This is a genomic window from Stenotrophomonas sp. TWI1151, from assembly GCF_039673135.1.
Lineage (GTDB): Bacteria > Pseudomonadota > Gammaproteobacteria > Xanthomonadales > Xanthomonadaceae > Stenotrophomonas.
This window is the reverse complement of record NZ_JBDJLA010000006.1, coordinates 213,927-226,915: the sequence shown is the minus strand read 5'-3', so window position 1 is coordinate 226,915 and position 12,989 is coordinate 213,927. Positions and strand designations below refer to the sequence as shown.

Below are 12,989 nucleotides of genomic sequence, written 5' to 3'. Positions count from 1 at the left end.
CGAGGGGGGGTGGCGTCCGCGCTCTAAGTCCCGGCCCCCCCCCCCCCCCCGGGGTGGCCTCTACCGCGGGCGTCGTTGCTCTGGAGGCCGACCAACGGTCGGCTCTACCCGGTTTGGGCGAGCCGGCCGGCCCGTCCGGTCGGGTTACTTTGCTTTGAGCACGACCTTCGTGCTGATCGCGGTCTCGTTCGGAATGGTCTTGGTATCGGCCCAGTCGCCGCCGCCCACGCCGAAGTCCAGGCGCTTGACCGTGGCCTTGCCGGCCAGCACGGGCTGCGCGCCCGGGGTCCAGGTGAAGGTCAGGGTGACCGGCTTGCTCACGCCGCGCAGTTCCAGCGTGCCGTCGGCGGCGTACTGGTTGTTGCCCAGCGAGCGGAACTTGGTGGCGCTGTACTTGGCCTGGGCGAACTTGCCCACGTTGAAGAAGTCCGCGCCCTGCAGGGTCGAATCGCGGTCGCTGTTGCCGCTCTTGGCGCTGGCCAGCGGAATGGTCACTTCCAGCTTGGCATCGTCCAGCTTGGCCGGATCGAAGCTGATCCGCGTATCGAAGCCCGGGAAGGTGCCGGTGAACACTTCGCCGTCGTACTTGGTGGCGAAGGCCAGTACCGAGCCAGGCGCCTGCACGTAATCGGCGGCCAGGACCGGGGCGGTGGCCAGCAGGCCGGCCAGGGCGGCGGCGACCGCGGCGGGGGAGGTGAGCTTGATGTTCATGGTCAATCCTTCTGGGGGGAGGCAAGCCAGCGCTGCGGGAGCATGCGCGCAAGCGTGGCATCGCGTTGGTAAAAATGGTGATAAAGCGCGGCACCGGCATGGGCCAGGACCACGGCGATCAGCAGCCAGAAGCCCCACTCATGGATGGCGTGCGAGATCTGGGTGACGCGTTCGTCCGGTGGGCTCAGCTTCGGCACGTCGACCAGGCCGAACCAGCGGAACGGGCGCAGGCCGCTGGCCGAGTCGTACAGCCAGCCCGACAGCGGAATGCCGAACATCAGCACGTACAGCAGCCAATGCGTGGCCGAGGCGATGCGCTCCTGCCAGGTCGGCGTGCCTGGGACCGGATGGGGTGCGCCGGCGTACAGGCGCCACAGCAGGCGGGTCACGACCAGCGCCAGCACGGTGATGCCGATCGATTTGTGCATGGTGTAGACCCAGAAGTACTTCGGGGTCTTGGGCAGTTCGCCCATGGTCAGCCCGACGATGCCGAGGGCGAGGATCAGCACGGCGATCAGCCAGTGCAGGGTCTGGCTGACACCGCCCCAGCGGGTCGGCGTGTTCTTGGCGGTCATGGCGTGGTCTCCTGGACCGGCTGTGGGGTATCTGAGTCGATTGGCGCGGCCGGAGTTCCCGGCGCATCGGTGGGCGCGGCATCGGCAGGATCGCCGGCGTTGCGATCACGCACGGCTTCGGCCTCGATCCGCAGCTGCACCTCATCGCCGATCATCGAGGCCCAGCCATCCACGCCGAAGGCACTGCGGCTGAGCGTGGCGGTGGCCGAGAAGCCGGCGGTACGGCGGAACGGCGGCAGTGGATGGCGCTTGAGCGCATTGAGGGTGACGGCCAGCGTGACCTCGCGGGTCACCCCCCGTACGGTGAGCTGGCCGGTAACGTTGGCGTGGGTCGGATCGATGGGCTCGACATGCGTGGAGACGAACCGCGCCTGGGGGAAGCGCTCACCGTCGAGCAGGTTGCGCGCCAGCGTGGCGGTGTTCCATTTGTCATCGCCCAGGTCCAGCCGCTGGATCGGTACGCTGACCTCCAGGCGTGCCGTGCGCCAGTCGTCCGGGTCGAATACCAGCACGCCTTCGCTGCCGGACACGGTGCCCAGCGCATGGGAGAAGCCGGCATGCTCCACCGCGAACAGCACGCGGGTATGCACCGGATCGATGCGGTAGCTGTCGGGGGCGGCAGTGGCGAGCAGCGGGGTGGCGGCCAGCAGCAGGGAAAGTGTCAGGCGCTTGAGCACGGCGCAGCCTCCATCAGGGTCTGGGGCGATCATACGCACAGCCACGTCATCGGATGCAGCGTCATGGCTGCAACAGATCGTGGTGCGGCGGACAACAGCGCCGCCCGCCTGTGCTGTCTGGCTCGCCCAGGGCGGAAACAGCCCGTTCCATCCACGGCAGCCGACTCAGAATGCGGACACCGTGCTGATCGCTGTGTGACAATCCGCACCAACAGGGAGACCGGATCGATGAGCACGCGCCGCTGGGGTGCAGGCATCGTGCTGTTGGGGCTGTGGTTGTGCGCAGTGCCGCCAGTGTTGGAAGCCGCAGGGACATCGGCAGAAACGCCACGCTTGCGCCGTCTGGGCGCGGCCGAGGGCATGCCGTCGCGCATGGTGCTGGCGCTGGCCCAGGATCGCCAGGGCTATATCTGGGCCGGTACCGATGATGGCCTGGCCCGCGTGGACGGCGTTGGCCTGCGGGTGTGGCGGCATGATCCGGACGCGCCCGGCTCGCTGCCCGGCAACGAAGTGGAAACCCTGCTCATCGATCCACAGGACCGGGTCTGGGTGGGCAGCAATGGGGTTGGCCTGAGCATGCTCGGCCCCGACCGCAGCGCGTTCGCGCGGTTCCCCGAGCTCAACGCCGCGTGCGAGGGCCAGTTCTGGTCGCTGGCCTATGCCGCCCAATCGCTGTGGATCGGCACCAACCAGCACGGCATCTGCCGCCGCAGCGAGGACGGCACGCTGGTCAGGTACCAGGCCGCGCCGGACGATCCGCGCAGCCTGCCCGACAACACCATCTACAGTCTGTTGGCCGATCCGCAAGGGCGTGTCTGGGTAGGCACTTCCAATGGCGTTGCCCGTTGGGATGGCGATCGCTTCACCCGGATCGCGCCGGCCCTGCTCGGTGGAAAAAGCGTGTTCCGCCTCACCCGTGAGCCTGATGGCACGGTCTGGGCGGGCACCGAAGGTGGGCTGTTCCAGATCGGTGCCGATGATCAGGTCCGGCCCGCACCCTGGACGCTCAGTGCCGATGTGCGTGCGGCCACGGTCATCCATGACCGCAATGGCGGCTATTGGCTGGGCACGGCTGATGGCCTGTACCGCGGCGATGCGAGTGCGGTGCGGCTGCTCGCCGGCGACGCCGGCAGTGGCTTCCTGACCGCGCGCAGCGGCGTGCTGGACATGCTGCAGGACCACGAAGGTGGACTGTGGGTGGCGATGCTGACCCAGGGGCTGGCGTATCTGCCGCCAGACTGGAAGCGCTTCTCCAGCTGGTACCAGCTCGACGGCAAGCCATTGGACAGCGCCTATCTGCTCGGCGCGGCAGCGCTGGGCGATACGTATTACATCTCCGGTGCGCACGGTCTCTATACGCTGGATGCGCAGGGCCAGCTGCGCCAGATCGCCGACGACAAACAGATCGGCGTGGGCGCGGCGTGGTCGCTGCTGCCGCGCGAAGATGGTGCGGTGTGGATCGGACGCGCCGGTCGATTGAGCCTCTATCAACCCGCCACGCGCACGCTGCGCGAGTGGAAGATCGGTGGCGGCGCGGACGTGCGCCAACGCATCGATCTGATCCGTCAGGCGCCGAATGGCGACCTGTGGCTGTCGATCATGAACTTCGGCATCCAGCGTCGGGATGCCCAGGGCAACGTGCTGGACACCATCCGCAATGACCAGCACCGTGGGCTGACCGAGAACCCGGTTGAACAGATGGTGTTCGATCCGCGTGGGCAGCTGTGGGTGATGGGCGACAGCATGGGCTTGATGCGGTGGCGCAATGGCCGCTTCGAGCAGGTACCGGGCGTTTCCCGCGGCAGCATCTACGATGCGGCCTGGACCGGCCCGGATGAACTGTGGCTGGCACGCCAGGGCGCGCTGGAGCGCTATCGCTGGGATGGCCTGAGCATGAGCCTGCGCGAACGTGTCGGCGCTGCCCAGGGCCTGCCTGCTGTGTCGATGGGCGGGCTGGCGCTGGGCAGGCACGGGCAGGTCTGGGCAACCACCCCGCGTGGGTTGATCTGCTGGCAGGGCGCCGAGCGTCGGCTGCGCTTGTATGGCGAACGCGATGGGCTGCCGGATGTGGAGTTCAGCAACCGCCCGCCGGTGCAGGCACGCGACGGTCGTGTCCTGGCAGTGACCGCGACCGGGTTGGTCGGCTTCGATCCGGATGCGGCGGACATGCTGTTGCCGCCATCGCAGCTGGTGATCGACAGCGTGCAGGTCCGCCGCGACGATGCCGAAGGGCAGCAGATGCTGCCGACGCAGGCACCGATCGTGCTGGGGCCGCAGGACCGCGATCTGATCGTGTCCGCGCGTCTGCTTTCATTCGCCAACCCGCACGGCAACCGCTATCGCTACCGGGTGTCCGGCTATGACCAGAACTGGGTGATGCAGGCGGCCGACGGCGAACGCCTGCTCTCGCGCCTGCCCGCCGGGCACTATCGCATCGAGGTGCAGGCCGCGACTTCGCAGGGCGCGTGGACGCCGCCCAGCACGCTGGATCTGGAGGTGCGTCCGCCATGGTGGCGCAGTGGCTGGGCGATCGTGGGCTATGCGCTGCTGGGCCTGATCGGGATCGCCGCGCTGGCGTACGTGGCACGTGCGCGCATGCGCCGTCGCCAGCAATGGCAGCTGACGGTGCACAAACAACAGTTGGCCGAGCAGGCGTCACAGGCCAAGAGCCGGTTCCTGGCCACGCTGGGGCATGAAGTGCGCACGCCGATGACCGGTGTGCTGGGCATGAGCGAACTGCTGCTGTCCACCTCGCTGGATGACGTGCAGCGCGGCTACGCCGGCTCGATCCAGCATGCCGGCAAACACCTGCTGCGGCTGGTCAACGACGCGCTGGATCTGGCCCGCATCGAGGCTGGGCGACTGGAACTGGATCTGCGGCCGTTCGATCTGATGTCGTTGCTGGACCAGGTCGAGGCCTTGATGGAACCGATGGCCCATCACCGTGGCCTGGCCTTCGAGCGCAGCTTCAACCTGCCCGGTCCGGTGCAGGTCAGTGGCGACGAGATGCGCGTGCGCCAGATCCTGATGAACCTGCTCGGCAACGCGATCAAGTTCACCGAGCATGGCCATGTGGGCCTTGGCGTCGAGCTGCTCGACGGCGGGCGCGCGATCATCTTCGAGGTCTCCGATACGGGGCCGGGCATCAACCAGGACCAGCAGGAGCGGTTGTTCCACCGCTTCGAACAGGCCGATGGCCCTCGCACCGCATCGCGTTATGGCGGCAGCGGCCTGGGCCTGGCGATCTGCCAGGAACTGGCGGTGGCGATGGGCGGCCACATCCGGATCGACAGCCGGCTGGGCGATGGCGCCCGCTTCTCCGTTGAACTGCCGCTGCCGTGGACCGTGCAGTCGGCTGCGGCGTCGGGTGAAACCGGCCTGGAGACGCGCACGCAGCTGCCGCCCCTGCGCATCCTGCTGGTGGAGGACGATGCCACCGTGGCCGATGTGATCGCCGGGCTGCTGCGCACCCGTGGGCATGACGTGGTGCATGTGCTGCACGGCTTGGCGGCATTGTCCGAAGTCGCTGCGGGGAGCTTCGATGTCGGGTTGCTCGATCTGGATCTGCCGGCGCTGGATGGTATTGCCATTGCCGGACAGCTGCGCGCAATGGGCTATGAGCTTCCTTTGATCGCGGTGACCGCACGCTCGGATGCCTACGCCGAGCAGCAGGTGCGGGCGGCCGGATTCAACGGTTTCCTGCGCAAGCCGGTGACCGGTGACATGCTGATCGATGCGATCGTGCAGGCCCGCGCCGGGAAGTCGCCGCGACACTGATCAGCCGAGGCCCTGTGCGCATCGGTGCGATCAATGCCATTCCTCGAAGTTTCTTTTTTGATCTGAAATTTCATTGATCGGACTGTGACCGGGTCCAGATCCTGCCAGCCCTCTTCGCGTGGCTTCGACATACCGTGCTGTTCATGCCGGAGAGCAAGGTCGGGGTACGCGTGGGGGGAGGCCGATCCGCACCGATGGGCAATCGCTGGGCTGCGGTGATGCTGGCTCTCGTGCTCTGGCTGCCGGTCCCTGTTCTGGCCGGCGATCCCGTCACGGCGCCCTGGCCCCGGCCGCTGGGCCCTGCAGACGCGCTGCCGACTGCGGCGCTGCGTGCGGTCGTGGAAGACCGCGATGGCTATCTGTGGTTCGCCAGCGACGATGGACTGCTGCGCTTTGATGGTCATCGTTTCAGCGCGTGGCGAAGGGAGCAGGGGCTGCCGGATGTGGACGTGCGCGCGCTGCATCTCGATGCGCAGAACCAGCTCTGGCTGGCGACCGCCTCGCAGGGCCTGCTGACGCTGTCTGCTGATCGCCGCGTGATCCAGAGCATGCCGGGCAATGGCGCGGTGGTCCTGCCCCGCATCGGCGTCGAGCAGATCACCAGCACCCCCGACGGTGTGGTGTGGGTGGGTACCCTCGACGATGGCCTGTTCGCACGGCATCCCGACGGCCGCTGGCAACGCGTGCCGTTGCAGCTGCACGGTAGCCCCGTGCGCCGGGTGACTGCCCTGATCAGCGACCACCAGGGACGGCTCTGGATCGGGACGCCGGCGGGGGCACTGCGGCGTGAGGAACATCGTTTCATCCAGGTACCGCTGCACGATGACCAGCACGTTGACGTGCACGTGCTCTGGCCCGATCCGGACGGCGGGGTGTGGGTGCGCACATCGCGGGGCGTCCACCGGTGGCGCGACGGCGCGGTGCATCGGATGCCGGAGGACACGGAGATGCCGGTGCTGCGCAGTACCGCGGGCGACCTCTGGAGCGCCGGCGCAAGCGGACTGCGACTTCACGCGCGCGGGCAGACGTCGCAGCCGGTGCCGCTGCGTGGATACTCCGGGGCCGTGATGAGCACTGCCGTGGTCAGCCAGGCGATGGAGGACCGGGTCGGCGGTCTGTGGTGGCTCGGCCGCGGCGAGGGCCTGTGGCACCTGCCGGCGCGGTGGCGCCAGTTCACACTGCTGGCGGCCGCCCGTGACGGTTGGCCCGGACTCGATGGCGACCACGTGCTGGCCCTGGCGCCCGCCGATGGCAGGCGGGTGTGGATCGCCAGCGACCACGGGCGCCTGCAGCGCGTGGACACGGTGAGCGGGCGTAGTGACCTGGGTCTCGACTACCGCCCCGATCACCTGCGTGCGGGCACCGTGGCGATCGCCGAAGACCGTCGCGGTCAGGTATGGGTGGCCAGTGGCAACACGTTGTCGCGCTACCTGCCGGGCAGCGGTGGGCGCCGTCACTGGTTGTTGGGCGTGGACGGCGATGCGGGGAGGGTCGATCTGCAGGCCTGCGGCGACGGATCGTTGTGGCTCGGCCGTGCCGACCGTATCCAGCGACGCGATGCCGACGGTGTGCTGCAGTTGTCCGCCGCGCCGCACACCCTCGGGTTGGTGCCACCGAGCCACGGCCCCCAGTTGCTGTGCGATGACAATGGCCTGTTGTGGGCAACCGACCGCAGCGGCATCAAACGCTGGCTGCCGGCACAGGGACGTTTCGCCGCCGTCGAGGGAGCGCCGCGCGGTGAAGCCGGGGCGATCGCCCGCGGCGAGGATGGCCACTACTGGATCAGCAGCCTCGGGGTACTGCGCCGCTACCGCTGGGATGGCCAGCAGCTGCGCAAGACCCACAGCTTCGGCCCCACGCACGGGTACCCGCGTCTGCTGGCACGCGCACTGGTGGTCGACGCAGCGGGCATTGCATGGGCAGGCGATGCACGTGGCCTGATCCGGGTTGACCCGCATGGCGGCGGCGTACGTCAGTTCGGCGGCGATGAGGGGCTGCCGGCCCAGGGCGTGCTGCCGCACGGTCTGGTGCGCGCCGCCGAGGGTCGGCTCGCCGCAGCGGTCAGCGAAGGCGGGCTGTTGCTGATCGATCCGGCCGGTGTCGCGGGCCCTGAACGCGCGCCGGGCCTGGTCATCCATGCGATCACCGCTCGCCGTGGCAAGGCGCAGATCACGCTGCCGGTCGGCGCCGGCCCGGTGCCGCTCACCGGCGCTGATCGGCACGTGCGCGTTGCCGCGCGGCTGCTCAGTGGCGGTGCGCCGTCGCACATGCAGTATCGGTTCCGGCTGCAGGATCACGAGGCCCAGTGGCAGGAAAGTGATGCCACCGGCCTGCGCGTGTTCGAGCGTCTGCCGGTGGGGCTGCAGACGCTGGAGGTGCAGGCCCGGCAGGCAAACGGCCGGTGGTCGCCGGTGCGCCGGGTGACATTGCAGGTGGCCCCGGCATGGTGGCAGGCGCCGCCGGCCCGGTGGGCAGCCACGGCCGCCGAGCTGGGCGCGGTGTGGCTCTGGGGATGGCGCTTGCACGTACGCCGCGGTCGACAGCGGCGCTGGCGCTGGCTGCGTGCCCGGCAGGGGCATGCCGAGCGCGCATCCGTGCAGCGCACCCGCTTCCTGACCACGCTGGGGACCCGCATCCGGGTGCCGATGACCGCGGTGCTGGGATGGAGCGAACTGCTGCTGCGCTTACCGCTTCCGCCACCCCAGCGCAGCCGGGTCAGCAGCCTGCACTACGCCGGCGAACACCTGCTGCGGCTGATGGATGACGCGCTGGACATGGCAAGCATCGAATCGGGGGAACTGCAGTTGCAGCCTGCACCGTTCGTGCTGCAGCAGATGATCGAAGCGCTGCACGCGCTGCTGCTGCCGGTGGCGCAGGGCAAGGCGCTTGCGCTGGAGTGGCACAGCACGCTGCCGGCCTCGGCGTGTGTCATCGGCGATGCGCGTCGCCTGCGCCAGATCCTGCTCAACCTGCTCGGCAACGCGCTGAAGTTCACCGCACGGGGAACGGTACGGCTGGAGGCGCACGGCGTAAGCGATGGCCAAGGGGTCGTGCTGCGGGTGTGCGATACCGGGCCGGGCATGACGCCGGCGCAGTGCCAGCGCCTGTTCCAGCGTTTCGAACAGGCCGATGGCGCGCGGACCGCGGCCCGTTACGGCGGCAGTGGGCTGGGATTGTCGATCTCACGCGATCTGGCGGTGGCCATGGGCGGCGATATCACCGTGACCAGCGTTCCCGGCCAGGGCACCTGTTTCCAGGTGGCGCTGCCATTGCCGCGCGGTGAGCTCCCCACCGCCATCGTGGCATCGTGTGCGCCGCCGGGACCGGCTGCGGCCGGCGCACTGCGGGTGCTGGTGGTCTGTCCGTCAGCGGTCGTTGCCGAAGTGCTGCTGGCCATGCTGGCCTCTCTGGGCCATCTGCCCGTGCACTTTTCTGGCGCGGATGCATTGCCGCCCACCGCCGCGGACGGCGCGGGTTGGGACGTCATCGTGGTCGATCCAGCCCTTTGGATCGATGGCGAACGCGTGGGGGCACGCCTGTCGCGGAGGTGGCCGGGGGTGCCACGGGTTGCGCTGTCTGCGCGCGCGGATGCCGTTGCGCAGCGCGAGGCGATCGCGGCCGGCTTCGAGCTGTTCCTGCGCCTGCCGGTGAGCCGGGCGGCGTTGGGCGATGGGCTGGCCAGATGCCGGCGCAGCGCATGAGCGGCCTGCCGCACCCATGGCGCCGGTGCGGACGGTGGGGGCTGCTGTTCTGGCTGCTGCAGGCGTTTCCGGTGCTGGCGCTGTCCAGCCATGGCATACGGATGACGACAGTCGACGGATTGCCGTCCAACGTGGTGCATCAGATCGTGGAGGACCGCAAGGGCTATCTCTGGTTCGCGACCGGCGACGGCCTGGCGCGCTATGACGGCAGCGGGTTCCGGATCTGGCGGATGGAACACGGTCTGGCCGACAACGTGGTGCGCAGCCTGGCCCTCGATGGCCGTGACCAGCTATGGATCGGCACCGGCAACGGTTATCTGCAGCGTCTTTCGTCGGACCGCCAACAGTTCGCCCGGTGGGCGGGGCCGCCGGCACCCACCGTGGCGGCCAGCCCGATTCTGGCGATCCAGCCCATGGACGATGGCAGCGTCTGGTTTGGTACCCGCGATGCCGGTCTGTTCCGGCTCGACCGCGATCACCTCCTGCGTCAGCACCTGCCGGCCGCTGGCGGTGGTGGTTTGCCGTCGGCACGGGTGGAGCGGCTCGTGTCCGATCCGCACGGCGGCCTGTGGATCGGCAGTGCCGCCGGGCTGGCGAGATGGCAGCACGATCGGTTCCAGACGCCTGCGATGCTGGGGGCTTCCACGCGGCCGGTGACCGCGCTCGGCCTGGATTCGCAGGGGCGGTTGCATTCCAGCACGGCCGAGGGGTCGCGGGTGCGGCAGCTGCCGTCCTTGCAACCCGTTGCCGGGCACCGCACACCAGCCCGTTGGCTCGGGGCGGCGTGGCGCGGCGGGGACTGGTTCGGCGATGGCGACCAGGTGTGGTGGCAGGATCAGCACGGCCGGAACCACCACGCACTCCAACTGCCCCGGCCGCACGGGCGCGATGTGTCGCGCATCGGGCGGGTGTTCGAGGACCGGCAGGGGCGGGTCTGGTTGTCGGGAAGTCGCCAGGGCGTGTGGCGACTCGGCGCCCAGTGGCGGCACCTGGAGCGTTTTGCCGCACCGGCGGGACCCATCTCCGCTGCGGCAGGCAGCCTGGCCCCGACGGCAGATGGCCACGCATGGTGGGCACGCGGCGGCACACTCGCCCGTCTCTCGCCGGAGCAGGGCTTCTCCCACACGCGGTGGTCCTATGCAAAGGATCCAGCCCGTGCCGATCGCCACGTGGTGGTTGAAGATCCGCAGGGCGTGGTGTGGGTCTTCGCGGCGCCGTGGCTGACCCGGTTCGATCCGTCGCGCCGGCGTCGGCAGCGCTGGCAGGTGGGGTCGGCCGGTGTGTCGTCGGGGACGTCGACGCAGGCCGCATTGCTGGCCTGTGGCGATCGGGTGTGGCTCGCCGGCAATGGCCGCGTGGAGCAGCGTTCGGGCGATGGCAGGGTCCTGGCCAGTGCTGCCTACGAGGCGGCGGGCCTGCGTCCGGGCGTAGCGGGGTTCGCGCTTCAGTGCAGCCCCGGCGGAGAGGTATGGCTGGGGGATGGCGAGGGTCTTAAACAGTGGCACGTGGCGGCCAGCCGCTTTCTCCCGGTGCCGGGCAGCGGGCGGCGGGAGATCGGCGCGCTGCATCTGGGCACCGATGGGTGGCTCTGGGCGGCCGATGCGGAAGGATGGTCGGCCTACCAGCATGTGCCTGGCCGCCCGCCTCACAGCCGGCGGGTTGACGCGGGGCAGGGAATACCAGCCGCATTGCCACGCGGATTGACCGGCGCCCAGGATGGTGCGCTATGGGCCACTACGGCGCGCGGGGTGGTGCGTCTGGCCCCGGATCGCGGCAGTGCGCGGCTGTACACCGCCGATGATGGCCTGCCGATGATCGTGTTCGATAACGGACTGGTTGCTGCCGGAGCGCATCTGCTCGCCATGGAGGCCAAAGGCGACGTGCTCGTATTGCATCCGGCGGGCATGGTCGACGCCACGACACCGGCCTCGCTGGTGATCGACCAGGTGAAGGTGCGCCGACAGCGGCGCTGGGTCGAGCTGCCTTCCACCGATCCGCTGCAGCTCAACGCCGATGATCGCGACATCCAGTTGTCGGCGCGCCTGCTGAGCGGCCGACCCGATGGGGTGACGGGGTATCGATTCCGGCTGCGGGGCGAAGACCCCGAATGGGTCCGCGCCGGGCGACGCGGCACGCGCGGCTTCCCCCGTCTGCCGGCCGGTGAGCATGTACTGGAATTCCAGGCACGTGACGTGGATGGGCAATGGTCGGCCCTGCAGCAGGTGCACCTGCATGTGGCCTACAACGGGTGGGCGCATCCCGGGGCGTGGGTGTTGCTGTGGCTGCTCGCCGCCAGTGCGGGCACGTTGCTGGTGTGGGCGCTGAGGCAGCGGCGGCAGCGAGCGCTCGCCTGGCGGGCCGCCACGCGTCGCCAGGCACGGGCCGAGCAGGCCGCGCAGGCCAAGGCGCGCTACATGGCCACGCTTGGGCATGAAGTCCGGACACCACTCACCGGTGTGCTTGGCATGAGCGAACTGCTGTTGACCACGCCGCTACCAGCCGGCGCGCACGAACAAGTGCTGCATATCCAGCAGGGCGGGCGTGCATTGCTGCAGGTGGTGGACGAGGCGTTGGAGATGGCCAGGCTGCAGGCCGGCAAGGTGACGCTGCATCCGCGGGGCTTTGCCATCGGGCCGTGGTGGGACGAGGTACACGCCGCCGTGGCCGGTGGTCTGGAGGCGGGGGGCTGCCGCCTCGCGTTGGCCCCGCCAGTGCAGCCCGGCGCCAGCGTCGTGGGCGACCCGGACCGGTTGCGGCAAGCCGTGGCACTGCTCGCGTGCGGGTTGGCAGAGCAGATCGGGGCAGTGCGGTTGACCCTGCGCATCGGCTGGCGGCCAGGCCGCAGTGGCCTGCTGATGGATGTGCTCGCCGAACCGGGGGCCTGTCCGTCTCCAGCGACGTTGCAGGTGCGCGAGGCGCTGGCCGATGTCGATGTACTGATCGGCGCGATGCACGGGCACGTGAGCGTGGTGCGGCTGCCTGATCACCGCTGGCAGGCCACGCTGAGTGTCCCGCTGGAAGGCTGCCAGCCGATCGAGCCCCACGCGGCGGCACCGCAGGGCGACGCGCTCGATGCCCTGCAGGTCATGCTGGTGGAAGATGATCCCCTGGTGGCCGAGGTGGTCGGCGCACTGCTGCGGCTGCGCGGTCACACCGTCGTCCATGCCGCGCACGCGCTGGCGGCACTGACCGCGCTGGCCCGCCCCGGCACACAGCTGATGCTGTTGGATCTGGACCTGCCGGGCATGGACGGGCTGTCATTGCTGCGCCTGCTGCGTCAGCAGGGCCAACGCCTGCCGGTACTGGTGCTCACGGCGAGACGGGAGCCGGACCTGGAGATGCAGGTCATCGCCGCAGGGGCGGACGGTGTGGTGCACAAGCCGCTGCAGGGCGATGTGCTGCACGCGGCGATACAACGGCTCGCCTTGCCGCGCGTGGATCGTGCCGGCGCAGGGAACGGTTTACTATGCGGGGCGTTGCCCGACGACCGGGGTGGTCGGGGGTGACAGGCCCGTTCCGGGCGACGGCAGTGAATCGAGGGACAGACC

Annotated in this window: 6 protein-coding genes; 3 read left to right on the top strand and 3 right to left on the bottom strand. The window is 69.5% G+C overall.

Annotation, left to right across the window (positions count from 1 at the left end):
* Positions 1-144 precede the first annotated feature (144 nt).
* From ABE422_RS10055 to ABE422_RS10045, 3 genes are read right to left on the bottom strand one after another with little or no spacing between them, the layout of a single operon-like run.
* Complete coding sequence (locus ABE422_RS10055) at positions 145-711, bottom strand: YceI family protein (protein WP_019186059.1); 567 nt, start codon at positions 709-711, stop codon at positions 145-147.
* Between the two features lie 2 nt (positions 712-713).
* Positions 714-1,286 (bottom strand): cytochrome b, encoded by a 573-nt coding sequence (locus ABE422_RS10050; protein ID WP_313219756.1) that lies wholly within the window; start codon positions 1,284-1,286, stop codon positions 714-716.
* Positions 1,283-1,996, bottom strand: a complete 714-nt coding sequence (locus ABE422_RS10045; RefSeq protein ID WP_313210970.1) for a YceI family protein — start codon at positions 1,994-1,996, stop codon at positions 1,283-1,285. The genes ABE422_RS10050 and ABE422_RS10045 overlap by 4 nt, the downstream gene beginning before the upstream one ends.
* Before the next feature lie 195 nt (positions 1,997-2,191).
* Here ABE422_RS10045 and ABE422_RS10040 point away from each other — a divergent pair, with 195 nt between their 5' ends.
* The 3 genes from ABE422_RS10040 (at position 2,192) to ABE422_RS10030 (ending at position 12,947) form a co-directional block, all read left to right on the top strand.
* A complete protein-coding gene (locus tag ABE422_RS10040; protein ID WP_346482902.1) occupies positions 2,192-5,740 on the top strand; it encodes an ATP-binding protein in 3,549 nt (1,182 codons plus the stop codon).
* Between the two features lie 194 nt (positions 5,741-5,934).
* Complete coding sequence (locus tag ABE422_RS10035) at positions 5,935-9,441, top strand: ATP-binding protein (RefSeq protein WP_346482901.1); 3,507 nt, start codon at positions 5,935-5,937, stop codon at positions 9,439-9,441.
* Positions 9,438-12,947 (top strand): response regulator, encoded by a 3,510-nt coding sequence (locus tag ABE422_RS10030; protein ID WP_346482900.1) that lies wholly within the window; start codon positions 9,438-9,440, stop codon positions 12,945-12,947. The genes ABE422_RS10035 and ABE422_RS10030 overlap by 4 nt, the downstream gene beginning before the upstream one ends.
* Positions 12,948-12,989 lie beyond the last annotated feature (42 nt).